The organism is Mycolicibacterium nivoides (assembly GCF_003855255.1).
Lineage (GTDB): Bacteria > Actinomycetota > Actinomycetes > Mycobacteriales > Mycobacteriaceae > Mycobacterium > Mycobacterium nivoides.
On the sequence record NZ_CP034072.1, the window covers coordinates 4879353 to 4904337 of the forward strand.

Here is a 24985-nt window from a genome sequence, read left to right on the forward strand (position 1 = left end):
GATGATCACCCACGACGCGTACCCGGTGGAACCGTGGCAGGTGCGCGAAACCCGTTTGGACCTCAACCTGCTGGCTCAGTCCGAATCGCTGTTCGCGCTGTCCAACGGCCACATCGGTCTACGCGGCAACCTCGATGAGGGCGAGCCGTACGGCCTACCGGGCACGTACCTGGCCGGGTTCTTCGAGGTGCGCCCGCTGCCCTACGCCGAAGCCGGATTCGGCTATCCCGAGGCCGGGCAGACCGTCGTCGACGTCACCAACGGCAAGCTGCTGCGACTGCTGGTCGATGACGAGCCCTTCGACGTGCGCTACGGCGATCTGATCGACCATGAGCGCATCCTGGACCTGCGCGCCGGCACCCTGACGCGCCTCGCCCACTGGCGCTCCCCGGCGGGAAAGCAGGTCCGGGTGGTCTCCACCCGCCTGGTGTCCTTTGCGCACCGCGGCGTGGCCGCCATCGAGTACATAGTGGAGGCGATCGGCGAATTCACCCGGGTGACAGTGCAATCCGAACTCGTCACCAACGAGGACCAACCCGAGACCACCGGCGACCCCCGGGTGTCGGCGGTGCTCAAACACCCGCTGCACGCCGTGCACCACGAAAATACCGACACCGGTGCGCTTCTGGTGCACCGCACCGTCGGCAGTGGACTGATGATGGCCGCCGCGATGGACCATGACGTCGAGGTGCCGGGGCGGGTCGAGGTGAGCACCGACTCCCGTGACGACCTGGCCCGGACCACCGTCATCTGCGGGCTGCGGGCCGGACAGAAGCTGCGCATCGTCAAGTACCTCGGCTACGGATGGTCCAGCCTGCGGTCCCGGCCCGCGCTGCGCGATCAGGCTGCCGCCGCCATCACCGGCGCCCGCTACAGCGGGTGGCAGGGGCTGCTGGACTCCCAGCGCGCCTACCTCGACGAGTACTGGGACTCCGCCGACGTCGAGGTCGAGGGTGATCCTGATTGCCAGCAAGCGGTGCGGTTCGGGTTGTTCCACGTGCTGCAGGCCAGCGCTCGCGCGGAGCGGCGTGCCATCGCGGGCAAGGGGCTGACCGGCACCGGCTATGACGGCCACGCCTTCTGGGACACCGAGGGTTTCGTGCTGCCGGTGCTGACCTACACCAAGCCTCAGGCCGCGGCCGACGCGCTGCGGTGGCGGGCCTCCACGCTGGATCTCGCCCGCGACCGGGCGGCCCAACTCGATCTGAAGGGCGCCAGTTTCCCGTGGCGCACCATCCGGGGCGAGGAGTGCTCGGCGTACTGGCCTGCGGGCACCGCGGCATGGCACATCAACGCCGACATCGCCGCTGCCTTCGAGCGCTATCGCGTTGTCACCGGGGATGATTCGCTGGAGCAGGAATGCGGACTCGCGGTCCTGGTGGACACCGCCCGGCTGTGGATGTCACTGGGACACCATGACCGCCATGGGATCTGGCATCTGGACGGTGTGACCGGACCCGACGAATACACCGCGGTGGTCCGCGACAACGTATTCACCAATCTGATGGCCGCACACAACCTGCGGGTGGCCGTCGACGCCTGCACGCGCCATCCGGATGCGTCGTACTCGATGGGCGTGACCACCGAGGAGACCGCGGCCTGGCGTGACGCCGCCGACGCCGCCCACATCCCCTACGACGAAGAACTGGGTGTGCACCCGCAGTGCCAAGGCTTCACCACCCTGGCCGAATGGAACTTCTCGGCCAACACCTCCTATCCGCTGCTGCTGAACGAGCCGTACGTCCGGCTCTACCCGGCCCAGGTGCTCAAGCAGGCCGATCTGGTGCTGGCCATGCAGTGGCAGAGCCACGCGTTCACCCCGGAACAGAAGGCGCGCAACGTCGACTACTACGAGCGGCGCACCACCCGGGACTCGTCGCTGTCGGCGTGCACCCAGGCGGTGATGTGCGCGGAGGTCGGCCACCTCGAGCTGGCCCACGACTACGCCTATGAGGCCGCGTTGATCGATCTGCGAGATCTGCACCAGAACACCCGCGACGGCCTGCACATGGCCTCGCTGGCGGGTGCGTGGACGGCATTGGTGGCCGGTTTCGGTGGGCTGCGCGACGACGAGGGCATCCTGTCGCTCGACCCGCACCTGCCCGACGGTATTTCGTGCTTACGTTTCCGGTTGCGCTGGAAGGGGTTCCGGGTGACGGTCGATACGCATCACGAGGCCGTCACCTACACCTTGCGCGACGGACCCGACGGGTCGCTGACCATCCGACACGCCGGGGACGACGTGGTGCTCAGCACCAGTGCACCGACCACCGTCGCGACCGTTCCCCGGCACCCGCTGCTGCCTGCGCCGCCCCAGCCACCCGGCCGGGAGCCGATTCGCCGTCGCACCGGGCACGCAGAACAGTAACGACCCGGCCCGCCGGGTGTGGATTCGAAGGCCACTGGGTACTCAGCGCCCGTACGTCACAGCGGTGGCGCGGCATCGTGCGGTGCTTTCCGCTGAACAGCGAGAGGAGCGACGGGGTGACCGGTACCCAGCGCAAGCCGACAACCACCGACGCCGGAATTCCGGTGTACAGCGACGAACATTCGTTGACGATCGGTCCGGATGGACCGATCTTGCTGCAGGATCACTACCTGATCGAGCAGATGGCGATGTTCAACCGGGAGCGAATCCCGGAGCGCCAGCCGCACGCCAAGGGCGGCGGCGCATTCGGTCACTTCGAGGTGACCAACGACGTCAGCGCCTTCACCAAGGCCGCGCTGTTCCAGCCGGGCGTCAAAACCGAAACGTTGACCCGCTTTTCGACCGTGGCCGGTGAGCGCGGCAGCCCAGACACCTGGCGTGATCCACGTGGGTTCGCCACGAAGTTCTACACCACCGACGGCAACTTCGACATGGTCGGCAACAACACCCCGGTGTTCTTCATGCGCGACCCGTTGAAGTTCCAGCACTTCATCCGCTCGCAGAAGCGGCGCGCGGGCAACAACCTGCGTGATCACGACATGCAGTGGGATTTCTGGACCCTGTCCCCCGAATCGGCCCATCAGGTGACGTGGCTGATGGGCGACCGCGGCATCCCCCGCGATTGGCGGCACATGAACGGCTACTCCAGCCACACGTACAGCTGGGTCAATGCCGCCGGGGAGATCTTCTGGGTCAAGTACCACTTCAAGACCGACCAGGGTGTCGAGTTCCTCACGCAGGAGGAAGGCGACGAGATGGCCGGCATCGACGGCGACGCCCACCAGCGCGATCTGTACGACTCGATCGAGCGCGGCGAGTTCCCGACCTGGTCATTGAAGGTCCAGATCATGCCGTTCGAGGAGGCCAAGGACTATCGGTTCAACCCCTTCGATCTGACCAAGGTGTGGCCGCACGGCGACTATCCGCTGATCGACGTCGGCACTCTGCGGCTGGACCGCAACGTCACCGATTACCACACCGAGATCGAGCAGGCGGCCTTCGAACCGAACAACCGGGTGCCCGGCACGGGCCTGAGCCCGGACAAGATGCTGTTGGCCCGCGACTTCTCGTATGCCGATGCCCATCGCCACCGGTTGGGGACCAACTACAAGCAGATCCCGGTGAACGCGCCGAAGGTCGAGGTCAACAGCTATTCGAAAGACGGCTCGATGCGGATCGAGAACGTCTCCGATCCGGTCTACGCCCCGAATTCGTACGGCGGCCCGCAGGCCGATCCGGCCCGCACGGGTGAATCGCTGTGGCGTGCCGACGGCGACATGGTTCGCGCCGCCTACACGCTGCACGCCGAGGACGACGACTGGGGCCAGGCCGGAACCATGGTGCGCGACGTGCTCGACGACGCGGCGCGGGAACGGCTGGTGTCCAACATCGCCGGCCACCTGTCGAAAGGCGTCTCCGAGCACGTCCTGGAACGAGCCTTCGAGTACTGGAAGAACGTCGACAAACAGCTCGGCGAGAAGGTCGAATCCTCGGTTCGCAACGGCAGCTGATCAACCCGCAGACGAGTCGCCGGGTTCGAGGATCCGGGCGATCTCGGCGTTCACCGCGGCGCGCACGTCGTCGCCGCCGATCGTGTCCAGGCCTGCCGCCGACTTCAGGAACGGTTCGAAGAAGCGCCAGCCCAATTGAAGGGCAACGGCGTTCGCAACGGCAAGCCGTGCGCTGCGCTCGTCATCGAACTGAGGCAGCACCTGCCCGAGCAGCCTGGTGACACCCGGAAACCGAGTCTGTAGTTGGCCGATCGGATAGCCGTCGAGCAGCGCCCGGGCCATCACGCGCATATGCCGGTCCATGTTGTGCTCGATCTCGTCGGCCGGGCCGCCCTCGTCCAACAGCGTGGTGAGCCGGGCACCGAGGTGATCGAGGACCGCGCCGACCAACTGCTCTTTGGTGCCGAAGTGCCGGTAGATCAGCCCGTGGTTGACCTTGGACCTGGCGGCGATGTCACGGATCGATGTGGCCGCCACCCCACGGTCGGCGAACAGTTCGGCCGCCGCGGACAGTGCCGCGGCCACCACCTCGTCACGGCCCACCGGGCTCGCCGGATCTTTCGCCGGTGGCGTCGGTGTAGTCACGTGGTTACACTAGCTCACATGCAGGTGTAGTCACTTGACTACAGTTGTTCCCACCAGCGCAAAGGATGACCCGATGACCGCTTCCACCATCGCTCCCCTCACCGTCAAGAAGCTCGGCAGCCGTATCGGCGCCCGCATCGACGGGGTCCAACTGGGCGGAGATCTCGACAAGAGCACAGTCGCCGAGATCCGGCGCGCGCTGCTGGAGCACAAGGTGATCTTCTTCAGTGGCCAGCACGACCTCACGGACGAAGGGCACCACGCCTTCGCGCGACTGTTGGGCAAGCCCGTCGGCCACCACGCACTCAAGCAGGCCGATGCGCCGATCATCACCCCCCTCGACTCCGAGTACGCCAAGGCCACCCGCTGGCACACCGACGTCACGTTCGTGCCCGACTACCCCGCCATCTCGATCCTGCGCGCGGTGACGCTGCCCGAATACGGCGGATCCACCCTGTGGGCATCGACCGCGGCCGCCTACGACGCGCTCCCCGCGCCACTCAAGCACCTCACCGAGAACCTCTGGGCCGTCCACAGCAACCGCTTCGATTACGCGGCCGCGCCGGTGGCCGCGCTCACCGACGAACAACAGCAGATGCGGGCCGCGTTCGAGAAGCCCGATTTCCGCACCGAGCACCCGGTGGTCCGGGTGCATCCGGAGACCGGCGAGCGCACCCTGGTGGCCGGCGACTTCACCCGCGGCTTCCTCGGCCTGGACAGCCACGAATCCGCGACGCTACTGGAGTTGCTGCAGCGACGGATCACCGTCCCGGAGAACACCATTCGTTGGAACTGGGCACCCGGCGACGTCGCGATCTGGGACAACCGGGCCACCCAGCACCGCGCTGTCGACGACTACGACAACCAGCGCCGGGTGATGCACCGCGTGACGCTTTCCGGTGACGTGCCCGTCGACATCCACGGGCAGCCCAGCCGGCCCCTCGCGGATGCCGCTCTGCTCCAGGCGGTCTGATTCACATCTTGATCGCCGGCATCAGCCGGATGATGTTCCACAGCCGATTGCGCCGAGCCGACAACGACGAGATGGTCAGGGCACCGACCCAGATCACCAGCAACGTGATGATCGCCTGCCAGAGCCGGTGATCGATACCGCCGAGGATGAGCTGACGTAATCCGTTGACACCGTAGGTCATCGGGTCATAGTTGTGGAACGCCTGGAACGGCCGAGATGTGGTCTCCACCGGATACATCCCGCCTGCGCTGACCAACTGGAGCATCAGCAGGGCCATCAGCAGCACCCGACCCACCGCGGGACCGACGAATGCGTTGATCGCCTGCGTCGCCGCGACGAAGGTGCACGAGATCAGCATCATGAAGCCCAGCATCGCGACCGGATGTGCCACCTGCATGCCCAGGGCGAACCGCACCACGCAATACAGGATGATGGCCTGGAATATCCCGATCACCGCGGCGGGCACGTAGCTGGCGAGCACCACTCGGATCGCCAGTACCTCCGCGGCGATCGGGCGGTTCTGCAACGGACGCAACACCATCCACAGCACGAGCGCACCGAAGAACAGGGCGAGCGTGATGAAGAACGGCGCCATCCCGGTGCCGAAGTTGGGCGCGGCGTTCTCGGCTGAGTTCTGTAGGTGGACCGGGCCGCCGATGGTGTCGGCGATCGCCTCCTTCTGCGCGGGTGTCCAGTCGGGCACCTGGCCGGCGCCGTCGGCGAGCTTGGTCGCCAACTCGGCCGATCCAGACCGCAACTGCGTGGTACCGGATTTCAGCTGCCCGGCACCGGTGTCGAGTTTCGCTATGCCACTGGCCAATTCGGCGTTGCCCGAGGCCAGCTGCTGAGCTCCGCTTCGCAGCTGGTTCAGCTTGGCGTTGAGATCGGAGTTCTTGCTGCCGACCTGATCGAGCGCGGAGTTCAGCGGGCTGCCGGGGTTGCGCAACGACGAGGTCATCGAGATCGCCGCATTCTCCGCATCGGTGAGCTGCTGGCGGATCTGCGGCGTGAACTGGTGGTCCCGCAGCTGATCCTGGACGCCGCGCAGTGTTCCGGCCGCGTTGTTGGCGATCGGATCCGGGCTGGCCGAGAGCTGATCGATCACCGAGGTCAGCGCCGTCGCAGCGGAATCCTGCGCCCCGGTGATGGCACCGATCTGGTCATTGGCCTGCCGCAACGCCGCGGTGCCGTCTTCCAGTTTCTGGGTGTCGCCACCGACCTTCGACAGCGCGGACGTCACCGCGACCAGCGGGTCAGTGGCCTTGGTGATCCCGTCGGAGAGCTGCTTGGCGCCGGTGGCCAACTGGGCCGAGCCGGACCGGGCGCTGTGAAGCCCGGTTGCCAGCTGACCGGCGCCGTCATCGACTTTCACCGCCCCGTCGGCGAGTTGGGCCGCACCGTCCGCGGCCTGCTTGATCCCGGCGCCCGAGCTGACCACGACCGAGAGCACCTGGTTGACCGCCTGGCCCGATATCCGCGTCGACACCGCATTGAGCACCTGGTCGATCGCGGTGCGGCCGATGTTCGACGAGATGTAGTTGTTGGCGTCGTTGTAGACCGCATTCAGGTTGGCCTGCTTGGGGTTCCCGGTCAGCGGTGACGCGATCGCCTCGCTGAAATCGGCCGGGAGCTCAAGCATGAAGTAGTACTGGCCGTGCTCGACGCCGCTACGCGCCTCGTCGTCATCCACCACATGCCAGTTCAGGCTCGCATCGTCGGTCAAGCTCTTGGCGATCTCGGCACCGACATTGATGTGCTGACCCGAAACCACCGCGCCCCGATCGGCATTGACGAGTGCCACCGGCATCTTGTCGACCTGGCCGAAGGGGTCCCAGTACGCCCAGAGGTACAACGCGCCGTACACCAGCGGCAGCAGCATCAGCACCACGATCGCGGCGCGGGTCATCCGGCTGCGGCCGAAGCGTTTGATCTCCGAGCCGAAGGCGAGTCCGGCGGCCGGGGCACCGAAGTTGATTCGCGCAAGCGGGGATGAGCCGCTTGCGCGAAGAGAATCGCGAAGAGAATTCAGCACTGTTCGTTCTTTCCGGTCAGGATGCGGTGATCGTGCAGACCGTGGTCGGGGGCTTCGACACCGAGCGGATTGGTCACGCCGACAACGACAGTGCGCTGGGTGGCGATGGCGCCGAGCCGCTCGACTGCAATTGCCCGGCGCGAGTTGTCCCTCACCTGTTCGAGGTCGCCGACCACCAGGATCGGACGGTTCGAGAACAGGGCCAGGGTGACCTTCAGCAGGAACAGGTCGAGATCGGACAGTTCGCTGATGTAGGTGTCGGCCGCCGGCGGCGTCAGTTCTCCGAAGACCTCACGGAGTGCGGACTCGCCGGCCTCGATCGGAACCCGTCGATACCACGGCGCCAGCCATCGGCGCTGCTCGGCGAGCACTGTCTGCACCGTGACCGAGTCCTCCAACTCGTCGATGTCGGCGAACGCCGCGATTGCGCAGTGGCGCCGGATCGCTCGGGGGGCGGTTTCGCCGCAGACCGTCACTGTGCCGCGGGTGGGCTTGAGCCGGCCGGCCAACGTGAGCAACAGTGCGGTCTGACCCCAGCCGCCGGGCATCTGGATGGCGTGGAATCCCGGCGTGAGCTCGAGGTCGATGTTCGAGAACAACGGTCCGTGCTCGCCGTCCACCCCCAACCCGGCCGTGACGATCTGCGGCGCATCCTGCGCGACGCCCTCGTCGGGCGCCTCGGTCGCGTCGTCCCCCTCGGACGCCCGGGTGTCCTCGGCGTCGTCCTGATCTTCCATCTCCGGCCTTTCGATACTCACTGGTATCCATACGATACTAGCGAGTATTGTGTTGGTCATGTCGGCTGTCAAACCCGCCCGCACCCGCCCCACCCGCGACGAGGTGCGCGACCGGATCCTCGACGCAGCGCTGAAGGTTTTCGCGGCCGAAGGGTTCGCCGGCGCCACCATCGACGCCATCGGTCACGCCGCGGGATTCACCAAGGGTGCGGTGTACTCCAACTTCGAATCCAAGGACGAGTTGTTCCTGGCCCTGCTGGACCGACAGTTCGAGAGTCGCGGCGCCCTCATCGCAACCGCTCTCGACAGTGGGCACGGCGACACCGCCGCGATCGCAGCGGCATTGAGCAGGTCAACCCTGGATTCGATACACGATCAGACCGAGTACCAGATCGTGCTGACCGAGTACTGGCTGCGTGCGGTCCGAGATCCCCAGCTGCGCGAACGCCTGGTGGCCCGCCGCCGCGCGGCTGCCGATCAGGCGCTGCGCATCGTCGAACAGGCCGGCACGTCCCTGCCCGGTCACCAGCTGTCGGCGCTCGCCCAACTGGTGGTCACCATCATCTCCGGCATCGCCACCGAGGAGGTGCTGCAACCGGGGACTGTCGATGTCGACACACTCACCCGGCTGTTCACCGCGCTGCTCGAATCCAGCCCAGCTCCCGGCCGGTAGCGGCTCAGGCGAGCTTCTTGTGCACCGGCCGCCCACCGGTCGCCTCGAAGATGACCCGCTTGCCGATCTCGACGGCGTGATCGGCGAATCGCTCGTAGTAGCGACCCAACAGTGCGACATCGACAGCCGAGCACACCCCGTCATCCCACTGACGGTCCAACAGCAGGGTGAACAGGTGACGATGCTCGGCGTCGACGGCGTCGTCCTCGTCGCGCAGGCGCGCGGCGGCGTCGGGATCACGCGACACCAGCACCTCCTGCGCGGTGCGCGCCAACTGCACGGCCTGGGCACCCATCTCGGCAAAACTCGCCCGCACCTCGGCCGGCAGCGCGCATTCGGGATGGCGCAACCGGGAGATGTCGGCGACATGCACCGCGAGCGCGCCCATGCGGTCGATATCGGCGGCGATGTGCATCGAACCGACGACGGTGCGCAGCTCACTGGCGACCGGCTGCTGCAGGACCAACAGCCGGAACGCCGACTCCTCGATGCGGTGGTTGTAGGCGGCGATGTGTTCGTGGTCGGCGATGACCTGCTCGGCCAGCGACAGGTCGGAGTCGAGCAGGGCCTCGTTGGCGCGCTGCATCGCACTGACCGCCAGCGCGCACATCTCGGCGAGTTGAGTGGACAGTGCCGCCAACTCGTCGTGGAACGCCTTCCGCATGCGCCACACCCCTCCCGGCCGGACCTCGCCGCCCGGCGAGGGTTAGGTACCCGGAATGAGGCGGGACCTAACCGCCCGAGTTGACGGGTTCGATCGGCAGCCGCCGCAGTCCGGCAGGCGCCTCGGCCGGCACCACGGGATGCGCGGGTGCGATCGGCGCCAGTTTCCGGTACGGCTCATTCTGCGCCGGACGCTCGTCGTTCTGCCCGTTGTTCGGCCACAACGACGCGGCGCGCTCGGCCTGCGCGGTGATCGACAGCGAGGGGTTCACCCCGAGGTTCGCCGAGATCGCGGCGCCGTCCATGACGTAGAGCGTCGGGTAGTTGTACACGCGCTGATAGGGGTCGATGACACCGTGATCGGCGCTGTCGCCGATGGCCGCCCCACCCAGGAAATGCGCGGTGAGCGGGATGTTGAACAGCTCGCCCCAAGTGCCGCCCGCGACGCCGTCGACCTTCTCCGCCATCCGCCTGGTGAACTCGTTCCCCACCGGGATCCACGTCGGATTCGGCTCGCCGTGGCCCTGTTTGGACGTCATGATCCGCTTGCCCCCGGGCCCACGCTTGGTGAAGGTGGTGATCGAGTTGTCCAGATGCTGCATCACCAGGGCGATGACCGTCCGTTCACTCCAGCGGGCCGGGTTCAGCAACCGGATCAGCTTGCCCGGATCCTGGCGACCCTGTTCGAGGAACTGCCGCCAGCGCGGCACGTCGGTGCCCTGCGGCCCGGTGCCGTCGGTCATCAGCGTCTGCAGTAGCCCCATCGCGTTGGACCCCTTGCCGTAGCGCACCGGCTCGACGTGAGTGTCGGCGGTGGGGTGCACCGAGGAGGTGATGGCCACGCCGTGGGTCAGATCCATGCCGGGTGTCACCGTGAGGGTCTGGGCGCCGACGATGGACTCGGAGTTGGTTCGGGTCAGCACGCCGAGTTTGGCCGAGAGCTTGTTCAGCTTGCCGGTATCGCGCATCTTGAACAGCAGCTTCTGGGTGTTGTACGTCCCGGCCGCCAGGATCAGGTGTGTCGCGGTGAAGGTCTTGCGGCGACGACGCAGCTTGCTGCCGGTGCGGACGGTGGTGACCTCCCAAAGCCCGTCGGCACGCTGCTCGAAACTCGTCACCGTCGTCATCGCATGCACTTGCGCCCCAGCCGATTCCGCCAGTCCCAGGTAGTTCTTGACGAGCGTGTTCTTGGCGCCGTGGCGACAACCGGTCATGCATTCCCCACACTCGATGCAACCGGTGCGGGCCGGTCCGACGCCGCCGAAGAACGGGTCGGGCACAGTCTTGCCCGGTGTCATCTCGCCGTCGAGGCCGAAGAACACCCCAACCGGCGTGGCGACGAAGGTGTCCCCGCAGCCCATGTCGTCGGCGACCTCTTTGACGATGCGGTCCGCGTCGGTGAAGGTCGGGTTCTTGACCACACCGAGCATGCGCTGAGCCTGGTCGTAATGCGGCATCAGCTCGGCACGCCAGTCGGTGATGTCCTTCCACTGCGGATCGTTGAAGAACGGGTCCGGCGGCACGTACAGGGTGTTGGCGTAGTTCAGCGATCCACCGCCCACGCCCGCACCGGCCAGGATCATCACGTTGCGCAGCAAGTGGATGCGCTGGATGCCGTACATGCCCAACTGCGGCGCCCACAGGAACTTGCGCAGGTCCCACGAGGTCTTGGCGAAATCCGGGTCGGCGAACCGTTGGCCGGCTTCGAGTACGCCGACCCGATAGCCCTTCTCAGTCAGCCGCAGCGCACTCACGCTGCCGCCGAACCCCGAACCGATCACCAAGACGTCGTAGTCAGGCTTCATGTGATCAGTATGACGCTACCGACAGGTAACTTCTAGACAGGAGGCCCTAACTTGTAAAGACGAGCATCAGCTCCCGACGGTCAGGCCGACCTTTTGGAACTCCTTGAGATCGCAGTACCCGGCCTTGGCCATCGACCGGCGCAGGCCACCGACCAGGTTCAACGACCCGAACGGATCGTCGGACGGCCCGTTGAGCACCTGTTCCAGGCCGGGACGCTCACCGACCGCCACCTGCAGCAGGGCACCGCGCGGCAACGACGGGTGCGCGGCCGCGGACGGCCAGAACCAGCCGCCGCCCAGCGCCTCCTCTGAGATGGCCAGCGGCGTGCCCAGCACCACGGCGTCGGCGCCGCAGGCGATCGCCTTGGCCAGATCACCGGAGCTGTGGATATCGCCGTCGGCCAGCACATGCACGTAGCGTCCGCCGGTCTCGTCGAGGTATTCACGACGCGCGGCGGCCGCATCGGCGATCGCGGTGGCCATCGGCACGCTGATGCCCAGCACCTCGTCGCTGGTGGTCACACCCGCAGTGGAGCCGTAGCCGACGATCACACCGGCCGCGCCCGTACGCATCAGGTGCAGGGCGGTGCGATGGTCGAGCACACCGCCGGCCACGACCGGCACATCGAGCTCGGAGATGAACGTCTTCAAGTTCAGCGGCTCGCCATCGGACGCCACGCGCTCGGCGGAGATGATGGTGCCCTGGATGACCAGCAGGTCGATCCCGGCGGCCACCAGGGTCGGGGTCAGCGCCTGGGCGTTCTGCGGGCTGACCCGGACCGCCGTGGTCACCCCGGCCTCACGGATGCGGGTCACCGCCGCGCCGAGCAGCTCGGGATCCAGCGGAGCGGCGTGCAGCTGCTGCAGCATCCGGATGGCGGCCGCGTCGTCGGACGCGGTCGCGGCGACATCGCGGACCTGGGCGACCTTCTCCTCGACATCGGCGTGCCGGCCGATCAGACCCTCGCCGTTGAGCACACCGAGCCCGCCGAGCCGGCCCATCTCGATCGCGAACTCCACCGACACCAGCGCATCGGTGGGATGCGCGACGACCGGAACCTCGAAGCGGTAGGCATCGAGCTGCCACGCCGTCGACACATCCTTGGACGAGCGGGTGCGCCGCGAGGGCACGATCGTGATGTCGTCGAGTTCGTAGGTGCGCCGGGCGGTTCTGCCCATGCCGATTTCAACCATGTCGCGCATGACTGCTCTTAGTCTCCTGCCCCACCGATTCAGCGGGTGTAGTAGTTGGGGGCCTCGACAGTCATGGTGATGTCGTGCGGGTGGCTTTCCTTCAACCCGGCCGCCGTGATCTGGACGAACTGCGCCTGCTGCAGCTGTTCGATGGTGCCCGAGCCGGTGTAGCCCATGGCTGCCCGCAACCCGCCGGTCAGCTGGTGGATCACCGAACCCAGCGGACCGCGGAACGGCACACGGCCCTCGATGCCCTCCGGCACCAACTTGTCCTCGGAGAGCACGTCGTCCTGGAAGTAGCGGTCCTTGGAGTAGGACTTGCCACCGCCGCGTCCCTGCATGGCGCCCAGTGAGCCCATGCCGCGGTAACTCTTGAACTGCTTGCCGTTGACGAAGATCAGGTCACCGGGCGACTCGGCAGTGCCGGCCAGCAGCGACCCCAGCATGGCCGTCGACGCGCCGGCGGCCAGCGCCTTGGCGATATCGCCGGAGTACTGCAGACCGCCGTCGGCGATCACCGGCACTCCGTAGGGCTTGCAGGCCGCGACGGCTTCCAGGATGGCGGTGATCTGCGGGGCACCTACACCGGCGACGACGCGGGTCGTGCAGATCGAGCCGGGGCCGACACCGACCTTGACCGCATCGGCACCGGCCTGCACCAGAGCGGCCGCCGCGGCGCGGGTCGCGACATTTCCGCCGATCACCTCGACGCGGTCGCCCACGGTCTTCTTCACCCGCGCCACCATGTCCAGCACGCCCCGGTTGTGCGCGTGAGCGGTGTCGACGACCAGCACGTCGACGCCCGCATCGACCAGCGTCATGGCCCGGGCCCACGCGTCGTCGCCGACGCCGACCGCGGCGCCGACCAGCAGCCGGCCGTCGCTGTCCTTGGTGGCCAACGGGAACTGCTCGGTCTTGACGAAGTCCTTGACCGTGATCAGGCCGGTCAGTTTGCCGTGCCCGTCGACGATCGGCAGCTTCTCGATCTTGTGCCGGCGCAGCAGGCCCAGAGCGGCCTCGGCCGAGACACCCTCCTGCGCGGTGATCAGCGGCGGCTTGGTCATCACCTCGGCGACGGGCTTGTTCTCGTCCACCTCGAAGCGCATGTCGCGGTTGGTGATGATCCCCACGAGCGAGCCGGCGTCGTCGACGACCGGCAGACCGGAGATCCGGAACCGGGCGCACATCGCGTCGACCTCGGCCAGGGTGTTGCTCGGGGAGCAGGTGACCGGGTCGGTGACCATGCCGGCCTCCGACCGCTTCACCGTCTCCACCTGGGCGGCCTGTTCAGCCGCCGGAAGGTTGCGGTGCAGTACCCCCATGCCGCCTGCGCGGGCCATCGCGATGGCCATCCGCGATTCGGTCACAGTGTCCATCGCGGAGCTGACCATCGGCACCCGCAAACGGATGTTGCGGGTCAGCTGGCTCGAGGTGTCAGCGGTGGCGGGGACCACATCGGAGGCCGCAGGCAGCAGCAGCACATCATCAAAGGTGAGACCGAGCATTGCGATCTTGGTGGGGTCATCACCGCCGGTCGGCACCGGTACGGCGATGGGAACGCTGCTTTCAGCGATCGACATGGGTGGGGCCTCCAGTGGCAGGCGTGGGGCGTGTAACCCGATTCTATCGGCTCCGTTATTGACAATGATGTTGCCGCTTCGTTGCACATCACGGTGCACATCGGGACGGCTGGCGCGATACCTGTACGGCTGCGTAGTGTGGGACTCGTGCGTGACCACCTCCCCCCTGGTTTGCCGCCCGATCCGTTTGCCGACGATCCCTGCGATCCGTCGGCTGCGCTGGACGCCATCGAGCCGGGCCAGCCTCTGGACCCCCAGGAACGGACGGCTGTCGAGGCTGATCTCGCCGATCTAGCGGTTTACGAAGCGTTGTTGGCGCACAAGGGAATTCGTGGCCTCGTCGTGTGCTGCGACGAATGCCAGCAGGACCACTACCACGACTGGGACATGCTGCGGGCCAACCTGCTGCAGCTGCTTGTCGACGGCACCGTGCGCCCGCACGAGCCGGCCTACGACCCCGAGCCCGACGCCTACGTGACATGGGATTACTGCCGCGGCTATGCCGACGCTTCCCTCAACGAGGCCACCTCGGACACCGACGGCTACCGCTGACCGCCGCCTAGCCCCGGCAACAGGGGCACCTCGATCACCGGCGCTGCCGGTCCCTCCCCACCACGCCCGCTCGACGGGCCCTCGTGACCTGCGCCACTGCCGGTCTCCACGGGCGCAGCCTGCGTGGTGCGCACCGGCGGCGCCGACGGCACAGACGTGGGCTCCACCGCCGGTGCGACGGTCGTGGTGACCACCGGCGGTTCGGCCGCCGGAGCGGCCGAGGTGGTCGGCGCCGAGGTCGTGTGTGTCGCCGACGGCTGTGAGGCCGGCGACGACGGCGCCGTCGTCGGCTCGGCACTGCTCGACGGCGCCGGCGTGGCGGACGAGGACGACGGTGTCGACGGCGCAGTGGTCGTCGGTTGCGACGTCGAGGTCTCCGACGGCGTGGATGTCGCGGCCGGGTTGGACGTCTCCGAGCCCGGTGTGGTCTCCGTCGGCGAGGTCGAAGGCCCGGTCGTCGGGGTGGACGTCGGAGTCTCCCCGGACGGGCTCTCGGACGGGGACGACGGCGTCACCGTCACCGTCACCTCGGGCAACACGACCGGCGGCGCATCGGGCGGCACGGTCGCGTTCGGGTCGCGGTTCTCGACCTTCACCGACAGCTGCTGCCACTGGTCGACGAGTTCCTGCTTGCGCTGCTCGTCACCGACGGTGGCGACCGTGGTGGTGAGGGTCTGCAGCTTCTGCTGCGCCTGCTCCCACTGCCCCTCGTCGATCAGCTGCTGCACTTGTTTGAGCTCACTCGACGCCAACTCGACGCCCACGTCGCGCGTCACCGGCGCCGATCCGAAGACCAGCCCGCGCACCCCGTAGAGCGGGTCGCCCGGGCCGGAGCCGTACACGGCCGCACCGAACCCGCCGAGGCACAGCACCGCGGCGGCCATCGAACCCACCAGCGCCATCGGGAAGCGCACCCGCCCCTGCCCGGTGGCCTTGTCGAGCGCCGCCACGGCCTCGCGCGGCGTAGCGATACCCGACATCGGGGTGCGTCGTGCGTCGTCGCGCCACCCGGCCAGCAGGACGGCCAGTTCGGCTTCCTCCCGGTCGGTGGCATAGACCTGATGCTCGAGGGAGAGCGCCTCGATGAACTTCTCGGACCGGTTGATCTCGTTGAGAGACGGATCACCACCGTTTGAGGTCCAGCGGCCGAAGTCAGGCATGGTCGCGCCCCGTCGCCATGATCTCGTTCTTGAGCCGCGCCAGGGCACGGTGCTGCGCGACGCGCACCGCGCCGGCGGTGCTGCCGACCGCCTCGGCGGTCTCCTCGGCACTCATGCCGACCACGACACGCAGGATCAGGATCTCGCGCTGTTTTTCGGGCAGCACCGACAGCAGCCTGGCCATCCGTGCAGAAGACTCGCTGTCGAGCGCGGACTGCTCTGGCCCCGCGTCAAGGGAGAACCGCTCGGGCACCACATCCGTGGGCTCGGCACGATTCCTGGCCGCCGCGCGATGCGCGTCAGCAACCTTGTGCGCAGCGATGCCGTAGACAAAGGCCAGGAACGGACGTCCCTGATCCTTGTACCGCGGCAGCGCCGTTATGGCGGCCAAGCAAACCTCCTGCGCAACGTCATCAGCTGAGAGACCACTGCGCTCGGTCGCCCCGACCCTCGCACGGACATACCGAACGACGATCGGCCGAATGATCTCCAGCACTTCCGAGAGCGCGTTCCGATCACCTGCCACTGCCTCAGCAACGACAATGTCGAGACGGTCTCCCGAACTTGTCATCGTGGGCGATCTCTCCAGCGTTACGTTGCACCGACACTCGCGGCGATTGGCTCAGCTAAACAATAACGATCGGGATGTGGTGACCGTGCCGGTGGCGGTTCTAGGCGCCGGCCCACACCCCGCCTCTGCGACGCACTGTATCGGCGCTGAGGTCACGGATCCGGCTTATTTGTGCGGCATCGTGCGCGGCGCTCCCGATGTCGGCAAGTACGCAGGCCGATGCCCAGCGCAGCGGGACCAACCCGGCTTTCTCGGTGGCCAGCAGTGCAGCGTCGGCGACCTCCCGGGCCGCGTCGTACTCGCCGGCGCTACACAGCGCCGCGGCCAGCACGACATCTGATTTGACGACGTGGCGCGTCGAGTTGTGACCGGTTGCCGCCGCGACTCCGCGTCGGGCATGTTCGACCGCCTCCGCACCGTCGCCCCGGACCATCGCCAGTTCGGCGCTCACCCACGACAGCCGGATCCGCCGGCGCGAATCGGCGGGGGTGTCGATTGCGCGCGCCCGGTCGAGCAGTCGGGCCGAGACGCCGAACCGGCCCATCCCGAGGGCATCGGCGGCCAACCCGACGAGCGCGTCGGCGGCTGCCTCGTCATCGTCGCCGCAGCGCGCCCAGGCCCGACCGTCGGCGCCACGCGCACGCGCATGACCGCCCAGCTGGCGAAGGAACGAGGCGCGCGTGCTGTACGCCAGCGACACCAACGAACCGGAGTCCTGGCACCGCAGAATCTCGGAGAGCTCGGCGAGGGCGCAGGCGTAGCGCCCCTGCCCGCCGGCGGCGACGGCCCGCAGCCAGCGTTCGTGCGGGGTGGTCGCCCCGGGCAGCGGCCACCGGCCGGGGTCGGCCCCGAAGGCGGCGTCAGCCAGGGCCGGAGCGGCCGCTGCGAGTGCAGTCATCGGTTCGCGACGCTATCAATACCGAGGGCATTGCAACCCGTCCGGGCAACCCGGTACCGGCGGATACGGGAATTTCACTTTGCTCCGCGATCATTAGTTAACAATTGATGGCTTGAATGTTAATGGCATGTCAACTAACTATCGCCTGCCCGGAATTGCGTGCGACGCCCCGATGAGCCCGAACAGGGGAAACCCGAGGACCCAGGCCAGATCCTTAACACTCATGTCTCAGTCAAGGCTTCACAACGATGAACGTGATGTAAATTCTCGACCTGCGGTTATGCCCTTTAGCACACCGGTGGGCTATTGACGCGCTTTATTCAGTCCCCCTAGTTTGTGTGCACGAGCGGTCATCGGCGACATGAGCTCAGTTCGGTTCCACCGACTCAAACCCGCCCGCGTTGGCGAAATGGGCGAGCAGAGAGGGGTTTTCCATATGCCGCAGCCGCAGCAGCTTCCCGGACCCAATGCGGATATCTGGGATTGGCAAATGCAAGGACTTTGCCGTGGTGTCGATTCGTCGATGTTCTTCCACCCCGATGGTGAACGCGGACGCGCCCGGGCCCAGCGTGAGGTGCGCGCCAAGGAGATGTGCCGCAGCTGCCCGGTGATCACCCAGTGCCGTTCACACGCGCTGGCCGTCGGTGAGCCGTACGGTATCTGGGGTGGCCTGAGCGAGTCGGAGCGCGAGCTCTTGCTCAAGCGGGGCATCCGCCGCAGCGCCTGAGCTACGCAGCAAACTTCACACGCCGAGCTGAAAAGGGCTCCACCCCTCAAGGGGTGGGGCCTTTTCAGTTGGCTCAGCCCGCGACAAAGACTCCCAGTGACAGCACCGCGAGCACGAGGAACGCAGCGGGAAAAGCAATGTTGTAGAACAGATCTGCGATCCGGACCGTTTGGCCTCGGTCGACGTGGCGTTGGCGGACTGACGCCCGGTGGGCGAACGTGGGCCTCCGGCGCGGAATTCGGCGAAATCGCGTACCGATACCCACACTCGGGGCACGATCCGTTCCTGAGTCATTTCACGGCGAAGGAGACCTGCATGACCACCGACGTAACCGTGGCGGAGACCGGCGCGGGGACCTACACCCAGCAGATCACCGCCGGGCGCCACCAACTCATCGCCGACGAACCACTTCCCGTGGGAGGCGATGCCGGCCCCAATCCCTATGACCTGGTGCTGGCCGGCTTGGGCGCGTGTACGTCGATGACAGTGCGGATGTACGCCAACCGCAAGGGCTGGCCGCTTGAGCAAGTACGAGTGATATTGCGGCACTCACGCATTCACGCGAAAGACTGTGCCGACTGTGAGACCACCACGGGCATGCTCGATCACATCGATCGCGAGATCGAGTTGATCGGCGAGCTCGACGACAGTCAACGAGAACGACTGATGGACATCGCCGAACGCTGCCCCGTGCATCAGACGCTGACCTCGTCGGTCCACATCACCACGACCGAGAGGTGAATCGGCGGATTCCCGCGATTTCGTGATCTGCGTGCACCGTCGCGATGGCCAGGCGTAGGAATTAAGCCATGGCAGACAACTGGAATGACAACATCATCGCCGAGTTCCGCGCCAACGGCGGGAAGGTCGGAGGACCGTTCGAAGGTGCGACGCTGCTCCTGCTGCACACCACCGGCGCCAAGAGCGGCAAGGAACGGGTCAATCCGGTGATGGCGTTCGACCTCGACGGAAAGCTCGCCATCGTCGGGTCTTACGCGGGCGCCGACGTCGACCCCGCGTGGTTGCACAACCTGCGCGCACATCCCGATGCCCACATCGAGATCGGCACCGACGCCTACGACGTGCACGCGCGGGAGATGCCGCTGGCCGAGCGCGACGCCGCCTATCCTCGCATCGTCGAGAAGGCCCCGGGATTCGGCGAATACCAAACCAAGACCGACCGCGTCATCCCGGTCATCGAGCTGCAACGCCGCTGAGCGCAGCCGACACCGTCAGCTGACCGCCGTCTGCGACCAGGCCGCCACGGGCAGGGTCAGATAGACGCCGATCTGACAGCCCGCACCGATCGCGGTCTGTGCGGCGGCCAGTACGGCGTCGGCACCGGCCTGCCGATCCTCAGCCCGGTCGGCAAAGAACTTCGACTTGACCTCGATCAGCACATCGAGGTCGAACCGATCGAACGGTCCGGCGTCGTGGAACCGGATCAGTACGTCCCCCGGCTGGAGGTTGCCATCGTAGGGTTCGTCGCCGCATGCGACGGCGATCGAGACCGCCGCCGGTAGCACTTCCGCCAGCTGCGATCGGACACTATCGGTGACCCGTGCCCCGCAGGTCACATCGATCAACGGCACTGGTTCAACCCCCGTCTCTTTTCGTTGGGAAGGCTATTCTTCCGCCCGCACGGCGGGCCAGAAAAGCTTGAACAAACGCTCCTCCCAACCGTCTTCGATGTCACCGATACGGGCGTGCTCGGCGATGTACGCACCGACCACCCCGTCTATCAGCGTCTCGGAATCGACGTCCGCACGGATCGAACCGTCGGCTTTGGCGTCGTCGATCACGGCGGCCAGCGCCGCACGCTGGTCGATCAGGATCCGCCGGAACAGCGTGGTGAATTCGGGGTCATCCTCGGTGAGCAAGGCCGCGAGTCCACCGAGTCCGATGCCGCCCTCGACCGTTGCGATCGCGTGGGTGATGAGCCACCGGAGCCGATCCGGGGCGCTCGCGCGGGGATCGAGTGGGCCAGGTGACGCGAGTCGCGACAGCGCGCCGGCCAACATGTCCCGCCGGTTGGGATGCCGTCGGTAGATCGTCGTCTTCGCGATTCCCGAGTGCGCGGCAACAGCTTCGACGGTCACCGCCCGCGGCCCTCCAGTGCGCAACAGGTACAGCGTCGACTCAGCGATGCCGTCTTCGACCCGCCCTTGCGCCATCGGTCCCCTACCCGGTCCGTCCGTTGGTCGACGGGAATATCTCGGCCCCGCCATGCGCTACGCTATACGTAGCAATCGCTACGCTACGCGTAGCGTAGTTTTACAGGTTCGAGTTCTCGTGAGGTGATCACATGCTGAAAGGCGTGGACCGTATTCCGGTTCCCAACATTGCGTACGTTCTGCTGCTCGTCGGGTTTGTGTCGCTCGGGCTTTTCGTCAGCGCCCTGGCATTGGGCAGTGAGCTTGCGCCGGTCGCCGGCATTGCGCTGATCGCGTGCCTGGGCGGTGCCGTGGCCGGTTTCCGCACCGGCGCCCGCAGACTGGCCCAAGCCCGGCAACCCGATGCCCCCGCCAACAACGTGAGCATCTTCTCCACGCCGCTGCGCCGGGATGAAACGGATCGGTATCTGCGGAACTACCGCGGTGCGGGCGAAGACCGTGCCTCCTCTGACCGCGCAATGGCCGTGGTTCGCGACGACGAATCCAAGGCCGCCGAAGTGTCGTCAGCGCAGGCCGGCCACCGCCGCGCCGCCTGACGAGCGGCGGCTCGGCCGCTACTTCGATGCCACCGACCAGTCCGGCGGGCGCTTGTCGACGAAGGCCTGCACTCCTTCGAGCGCGCTCGGTTCCATCATGTTGCAGGCCATCGTCGTGCCCGCGTCGGTGTAGGCAGACTCGATGTCGACGTCAATCTGCCGGTAGAACAACGCCTTTCCCATCGCGACCGCGACGCGGGGCTTCGCCACGATGCTCGCGATCACGGCCTCGACCTCGTCGTCGAGGGCGTCCTCTGCCACCACCCGGTTGACCAGCCCCAACACCCGGGCCTGCTCGGCAGAGACGAATTCGCCGGTCACGAGCATCTCGAAGGCCGCCTTGCGGGGCACGTTGCGCGACAGTGCCACTCCCGGGGTCGCGCAGAACAACCCGACGTTGACACCGCTGACCGCGAAGCGCGCGTCATCACTTGCCACCGCGAGATCGCACATCGCGACGAGCTGGCAGCCCGCTGCCGTCGCGAGTCCTTGGACCCGCGCGATCACCGGCACCGGCAGCCGCTGAATCGACAGCATCATCGCGGTGCATTGGGCGAACAACCGCTGGTAGTACTCCAGCGACGGCTCAGCCCGCATTTCTTTTAGGTCATGCCCGGCGCAGAACGCCTTGCCGGAAGCCCCGAGGACCACAGCACGCACCATGTCGTCCTGAGCCAGCGCATCGAAGGCGGCACCGAGCGCGGTCAGCATCGCCTCGGACAACGCATTGAAGGCCTGCGGGCGGTTCAATGTCAGCGTGACGACGCCGCGATCGTCGCGATCTTGAAGCAGCAGCGTCATGGCTCGATCAACACCTTGAGGGCCTCGCGGTCAGCCATCGCGCGGTAGCCGTCGGGGGTTTCGTCGAGACCGATGGTGCGGTCGAACACCCGCCCCGGTTCGATGGTGCCGTCGAGAACGTCGGGCATGAGTTCCTCGATGTAGGCACGGGCGGGCGCGACGCCGCCGGTGAGGGTGACGTTGCGGAAGAACGTCCCGAAACCCATTGGCACCTCGGTGTATTGAGATACCCCGAGCCGACTGACGCGGCCACCGGCACGGACCGCGTCAAGAGCGGTGGCTACCGAGGGCTCGGTCCCGACGCATTCGATCACCGCGTGGGTACCGTCACCGCCGGTCAGTTCACGGATCTTCTCGACGGCCTCGTCGCCGCGTTCGGCGACGACGTCGGTGGCGCCGAACTCACGCCCCAGGTCGGTCCGGACCGTGTGGCGACCATTCAGGATGATCTGCTCGGCACCCAACCGCTTGGCAGCCAGCACCGCACACAATCCCACCGCGCCGTCACCGATGACCGTCACCGACGATCCCGGACCCACCCCGGCGGTCACCACGCCGTGATGACCGGTACAGAACACATCCGACAGGGTCAACAGCGAAGGCATGAGCGCCGAATCCGCTGCCACCGGCAGCTTCACCAACGTGCCCTGCGCCTGGGGAACGCGCACGGCCTCGCCCTGGCCGGCATCGACGCCGGGGGCACCCCACCCGCCACCGTGGCGGCACGACGTCTGCAGCCCCTCCTTGCAGAAGTCACACGTGTTGTCCGCCCAGACGAAGGGGGCCACAACCAGATCGCCGCGCCGGAATGCGGAGACATCCGCGCCGACGTCCTCCACGATGCCGATGAACTCATGACCCATCCGGCGGCCACCGTCCTTGTGCGGCATCGACTGGTACGGCCACAGGTCGCTGCCGCAGATGCAGGCACGGGTGACGCGCACGATGGCGTCAGTCGGCTCCTTCACGATGGGGTCGGGCACGTTCTCGACGCGGACGTCGCCGGCCCCATACATCACGGTTGCTCGCATGCTCGGTTCCTTCACTCGTTCGGGTGGCAGTGAGACCCATCGCCTCGAGGCTAGGCCGCTGGGCGTGGTCTCGGGGCCGAAAGGGGACGCGGCGCCAGTGCCCTGGCGCGGAGGTTCAACACCTGACATTTGTTCTGCAGGCCATATAGGGTTCGTGGCAACGAGCATGATCTCCCTGGGAACGGTTGCGTTGCTCCAACATCCAGACGTCTTCGAGCTTCTCGGCAGGACCGACGACACCGCCGTCGTCGCCAACATCGTCGAAGAGCTGATGCGCTATCTCACGATCGTGCACAGCCAGGTGGACCGGGTCGCGACGGAGGACCTGACCCTCGGCGGCGAATTGATCCGCGCCGGCGACTTCCTGTTGATGAACCTTCCCGCCGGGAACTGGGATCCCGCGTTCGTCGACGATCCCGCCCTCCTCGACACCGACCGGAACACTCGTGGGCATTTGGGTTTCGGATTCGGGGTGCATCAGTGCATCGGGGCAGAACCTCGCCCGAGTCGAGATGCAGGTCGCGCTGTCCACGTTGGCCCGTCGACCGCCAGGACTCCGGTTGACCGCCCCTGTTGACGAACTACCGTTTCAGAACCAACAGGAAATCTATGGGATGGAAGAACTTCCGGTCACGTGGTGAGCAACGCCTACTTTCCTTGATCGACCCCGTCGAACTTTCCTTGATCGACCCCGTCGAAGACCTGCACGGCATAGTCGAGCAATGCCGGCGTAACGCCGAGTTGCTGCCCGAACGGATGGTCCAGCCAGAAGATGAGGAACAGCAGAAGACCGAGCAGGATGGCGATCGCGCTCGACAGGATCATGTGACTCACCGTATTGCTGAGGTGAGTGAAGCCGATGAGCCCGATGAGAAGGACCCCCCCGAACAGCAGACCGCTCCACAGCAGCCCCGGAATCCGGGGCTTCGCATCCAGAACTCTCGTGTTCCGTTGCGATGTCAAGACATTGAGCTGATCGCGGATCTCGGCGTTGACCGGATGGGCGTTGGGCGTCTGCTGACCCAGTACGCGGTACATGTCGGTGATCGCCCCCCGCGCCGCATCACTCGCGGCATCGCGTTGCCGTGCATCCCACTCGGCCTGCGCGGCGACAGTGTAGGTGCGCAGCAGTTCCCGCATCCGCACCTGTTCGGGCCCCGGCAGGCTCACCGTCTGCCGGTACATCGTCGCCAGAGTCGATGACTCATTGGTGACGTTCTCCTCTGCCGACGAGAACTGCTCCCACGCGACGACGACGGTGAAACCCAGCAGCGCACCGTAAACGAGGGCGACGGTGGTCAGAAAGGGCGACAGAGTCCCCGTCTGTCTTTTGGCGCCCGGCCGGTACACCGTCTTATTGGCAATCCACACGCTCCCGACAGCCAGTAGGACGGAAGCGACGAGGACCACGGCCAGGAACAACCACAATCCCGGCAGGCTCAAGCCACCCATCGCTCACCTCGGCTCCGGGTCGGCGGACATCAAACCATCAGGGAGTCGCGGGAAGTCCGCAGCGCTGGCGGAAGTCTGCGCCGGGTTGCCTGATGCGCTCGAGATCCTGCTGAATGGCGGGATTGGCCTCCAGGTAGGTGCGGACCTGTTTTCCGATCTGGTCCTTGGGCTGCCCCTTGAGGCTGGTGAAGAAGTCGTTGACGTCGGGGTGGGCGGTCAGATAGTTCGAGGTCTCGAAGGAGACGCCGGACATCACGCGCGCCATCTCGGCGGCCGTGCACGGCGGTGGCACAGGTGGATCCGCCGCGGCCGCCGCGGCACTCATGAGTGTCAGGCCGATGAAGACGCCGGCGCCGATCGCCGCGCCGGCCGCGCGGTGTGTGAGACGAGAGGACGACATGTTGGCTCCTTCAGCAAGTTGTCCACGGTTCATGAACGCAGTTCCTCAGCGCGGTCTGATCCCGCCACCGCCACCCGGACGGCCAGGGCCTCCGGGCCCGCCGGGCCCGCCCGGTCCGCCGGGTCGGCCCGGATCCCAGGCGACGTCGAGATCCCACCCGGTGTCGCAATACCAGTCGTAATCACAGGGGTAGGGCACGACCGGTGTGGCTGCCCGTGGCACTCCATCGGCGCCGCGCACATCGCCCTGTGCACAGACCGTGGCATAGCCCGAGCTTGTGCACTCCGCCTTCGCCGGCGGTGCCATGGTGGTGACGATCCCGAACGGGAGTATCGCCGGTAGCAGTCCCAAAACCAGGTAGCGCTGTGGTGTTCGCACGCCCGCCCCCTTAGATAGTTCGGCCGGGGTCCAGCAACCCATACGTACGGATGTATACCGCACTACCAGCGAGTATGTGGAGTATTGACGCTCTTGCAGGCTATTTTGCCCCGACTCTTGTTGA

Annotated in this window: 26 protein-coding genes and 1 pseudogene; 10 read left to right on the forward strand and 17 right to left on the reverse strand. The window is 66.6% G+C overall.

Annotated features, from left to right (window positions below; translation table 11 throughout):
* Position 1 precedes the first annotated feature (1 nt).
* A complete protein-coding gene (locus EH231_RS23800; protein ID WP_090432889.1) occupies positions 2-2368 on the forward strand; it encodes a glycoside hydrolase family 65 protein in 2367 nt (788 codons plus the stop codon).
* Between the two features lie 116 nt (positions 2369-2484).
* Positions 2485-3939, forward strand: a complete 1455-nt coding sequence (locus EH231_RS23805; protein WP_090432358.1) for a catalase — start codon at positions 2485-2487, stop codon at positions 3937-3939.
* On the opposite strand, the gene EH231_RS23810 is transcribed toward EH231_RS23805, so the two are convergent.
* Positions 3940-4524 carry a TetR/AcrR family transcriptional regulator gene (locus tag EH231_RS23810; RefSeq protein ID WP_090432356.1) on the reverse strand — a complete coding sequence of 195 codons (585 nt, stop codon included), beginning with the start codon at positions 4522-4524 and terminating at the stop codon, positions 3940-3942.
* Positions 4525-4597: 73 nt separating this feature from the next.
* On the opposite strand from EH231_RS23810, the gene EH231_RS23815 reads away from it, so the two are divergent.
* On the forward strand, positions 4598-5497 hold the full coding sequence (locus EH231_RS23815; RefSeq protein WP_090432354.1) for a TauD/TfdA dioxygenase family protein: 900 nt from the start codon (positions 4598-4600) through the stop codon (positions 5495-5497).
* 1 nt (position 5498) lies between these two features.
* On the opposite strand, the gene EH231_RS23820 is transcribed toward EH231_RS23815, so the two are convergent.
* Positions 5499-7403: a YhgE/Pip domain-containing protein gene (locus EH231_RS23820; protein WP_090432887.1), complete on the reverse strand. Its 1905-nt coding sequence runs from the start codon at positions 7401-7403 to the stop codon at positions 5499-5501.
* Between the two features lie 119 nt (positions 7404-7522).
* On the reverse strand, positions 7523-8266 hold the full coding sequence (locus EH231_RS23825) for a P-loop NTPase family protein (protein ID WP_234941285.1): 744 nt from the start codon (positions 8264-8266) through the stop codon (positions 7523-7525).
* 46 nt (positions 8267-8312) lie between these two features.
* Here EH231_RS23825 and EH231_RS23830 point away from each other — a divergent pair, with 46 nt between their 5' ends.
* Positions 8313-8939: a TetR/AcrR family transcriptional regulator gene (locus tag EH231_RS23830; RefSeq protein ID WP_090432352.1), complete on the forward strand. Its 627-nt coding sequence runs from the start codon at positions 8313-8315 to the stop codon at positions 8937-8939.
* Positions 8940-8943: 4 nt separating this feature from the next.
* On the opposite strand, the gene phoU is transcribed toward EH231_RS23830, so the two are convergent.
* The 4 genes from phoU to guaB all read right to left on the reverse strand — a co-directional run bounded on the left by phoU (position 8944) and on the right by guaB (position 14181).
* Positions 8944-9603 (reverse strand): phosphate signaling complex protein PhoU, encoded by a 660-nt coding sequence (gene phoU, locus EH231_RS23835; RefSeq protein ID WP_090432350.1) that lies wholly within the window; start codon positions 9601-9603, stop codon positions 8944-8946.
* A gap of 67 nt (positions 9604-9670) precedes the next feature.
* Positions 9671-11407, reverse strand: a complete 1737-nt coding sequence (locus EH231_RS23840; RefSeq protein WP_124713465.1) for a GMC family oxidoreductase — start codon at positions 11405-11407, stop codon at positions 9671-9673.
* 66 nt (positions 11408-11473) lie between these two features.
* Positions 11474-12610 (reverse strand): GuaB3 family IMP dehydrogenase-related protein, encoded by a 1137-nt coding sequence (locus EH231_RS23845; RefSeq protein WP_090432346.1) that lies wholly within the window; start codon positions 12608-12610, stop codon positions 11474-11476.
* 29 nt (positions 12611-12639) lie between these two features.
* Positions 12640-14181, reverse strand: a complete 1542-nt coding sequence (gene guaB, locus EH231_RS23850) for an IMP dehydrogenase (RefSeq protein WP_090432344.1) — start codon at positions 14179-14181, stop codon at positions 12640-12642.
* Between the two features lie 147 nt (positions 14182-14328).
* On the opposite strand from guaB, the gene EH231_RS23855 reads away from it, so the two are divergent.
* A complete protein-coding gene (locus EH231_RS23855; RefSeq protein ID WP_003882245.1) occupies positions 14329-14733 on the forward strand; it encodes a DUF5319 domain-containing protein in 405 nt (134 codons plus the stop codon).
* Here EH231_RS23855 and EH231_RS23860 read toward each other — a convergent pair.
* From EH231_RS23860 to EH231_RS23870, 3 genes are all read right to left on the reverse strand, one after another.
* Positions 14724-15893, reverse strand: a complete 1170-nt coding sequence (locus tag EH231_RS23860; protein ID WP_090432341.1) for an anti-sigma-D factor RsdA — start codon at positions 15891-15893, stop codon at positions 14724-14726. The genes EH231_RS23855 and EH231_RS23860 overlap by 10 nt on opposite strands.
* Positions 15886-16464: a sigma-70 family RNA polymerase sigma factor gene (locus tag EH231_RS23865; protein WP_090432339.1), complete on the reverse strand. Its 579-nt coding sequence runs from the start codon at positions 16462-16464 to the stop codon at positions 15886-15888. The genes EH231_RS23860 and EH231_RS23865 overlap by 8 nt, the downstream gene beginning before the upstream one ends.
* Positions 16465-16564: 100 nt before the next feature.
* The gene (locus EH231_RS23870; RefSeq protein WP_090432337.1) at positions 16565-17362 is read right to left on the reverse strand and encodes a hypothetical protein; all 798 of its coding nucleotides are present in this window, start codon (positions 17360-17362) and stop codon (positions 16565-16567) included.
* A 436-nt stretch (positions 17363-17798) separates the two neighbouring features.
* Between EH231_RS23870 and EH231_RS23875 the strand changes: the two genes are divergently transcribed.
* The 3 genes from EH231_RS23875 (at position 17799) to EH231_RS23890 (ending at position 19306) form a co-directional block, all read left to right on the forward strand.
* A complete protein-coding gene (locus EH231_RS23875; RefSeq protein WP_029107049.1) occupies positions 17799-18089 on the forward strand; it encodes a WhiB family transcriptional regulator in 291 nt (96 codons plus the stop codon).
* A gap of 315 nt (positions 18090-18404) precedes the next feature.
* A complete protein-coding gene (locus tag EH231_RS23885) occupies positions 18405-18830 on the forward strand; it encodes an OsmC family protein (protein ID WP_124713466.1) in 426 nt (141 codons plus the stop codon).
* A gap of 68 nt (positions 18831-18898) precedes the next feature.
* Complete coding sequence (locus tag EH231_RS23890) at positions 18899-19306, forward strand: nitroreductase family deazaflavin-dependent oxidoreductase (protein ID WP_044516362.1); 408 nt, start codon at positions 18899-18901, stop codon at positions 19304-19306.
* Positions 19307-19321: 15 nt separating this feature from the next.
* On the opposite strand, the gene EH231_RS23895 is transcribed toward EH231_RS23890, so the two are convergent.
* On the reverse strand, positions 19322-19681 hold the full coding sequence (locus EH231_RS23895) for a hypothetical protein (RefSeq protein ID WP_090432333.1): 360 nt from the start codon (positions 19679-19681) through the stop codon (positions 19322-19324).
* Between the two features lie 33 nt (positions 19682-19714).
* A complete protein-coding gene (locus EH231_RS23900) occupies positions 19715-20263 on the reverse strand; it encodes a TetR/AcrR family transcriptional regulator (RefSeq protein ID WP_090432331.1) in 549 nt (182 codons plus the stop codon).
* Between the two features lie 131 nt (positions 20264-20394).
* Here EH231_RS23900 and EH231_RS23905 point away from each other — a divergent pair, with 131 nt between their 5' ends.
* Positions 20395-20799 (forward strand): hypothetical protein, encoded by a 405-nt coding sequence (locus EH231_RS23905; RefSeq protein WP_090432329.1) that lies wholly within the window; start codon positions 20395-20397, stop codon positions 20797-20799.
* 18 nt (positions 20800-20817) lie between these two features.
* Here the strand turns inward: EH231_RS23905 and EH231_RS23910 are convergent, their stop codons facing one another.
* Positions 20818-21600, reverse strand: a complete 783-nt coding sequence (locus EH231_RS23910) for an enoyl-CoA hydratase (protein ID WP_124713467.1) — start codon at positions 21598-21600, stop codon at positions 20818-20820.
* Positions 21597-22631: a zinc-dependent alcohol dehydrogenase family protein gene (locus tag EH231_RS23915; protein ID WP_090432883.1), complete on the reverse strand. Its 1035-nt coding sequence runs from the start codon at positions 22629-22631 to the stop codon at positions 21597-21599. Before EH231_RS23915 ends, EH231_RS23910 begins: the two co-directional genes overlap by 4 nt.
* Positions 22632-22767: 136 nt before the next feature.
* On the opposite strand from EH231_RS23915, the pseudogene EH231_RS34410 reads away from it, so the two are divergent.
* Positions 22768-23272 (forward strand): annotated as a pseudogene (locus tag EH231_RS34410) (cytochrome P450); the annotation flags it as partial.
* A gap of 7 nt (positions 23273-23279) precedes the next feature.
* Here the strand turns inward: EH231_RS34410 and EH231_RS23925 are convergent.
* From EH231_RS23925 to EH231_RS23935, 3 genes are read right to left on the reverse strand one after another with little or no spacing between them, the layout of a single operon-like run.
* Positions 23280-24083 (reverse strand): bestrophin-like domain, encoded by an 804-nt coding sequence (locus EH231_RS23925; RefSeq protein WP_090432325.1) that lies wholly within the window; start codon positions 24081-24083, stop codon positions 23280-23282.
* A 37-nt stretch (positions 24084-24120) separates the two neighbouring features.
* On the reverse strand, positions 24121-24483 hold the full coding sequence (locus EH231_RS23930; RefSeq protein ID WP_090432323.1) for a heme-binding protein: 363 nt from the start codon (positions 24481-24483) through the stop codon (positions 24121-24123).
* Positions 24484-24528: 45 nt separating this feature from the next.
* The gene (locus EH231_RS23935) at positions 24529-24861 is read right to left on the reverse strand and encodes a hypothetical protein (protein ID WP_090432321.1); all 333 of its coding nucleotides are present in this window, start codon (positions 24859-24861) and stop codon (positions 24529-24531) included.
* Between the last annotated feature and the right edge of the window lie 124 nt (positions 24862-24985).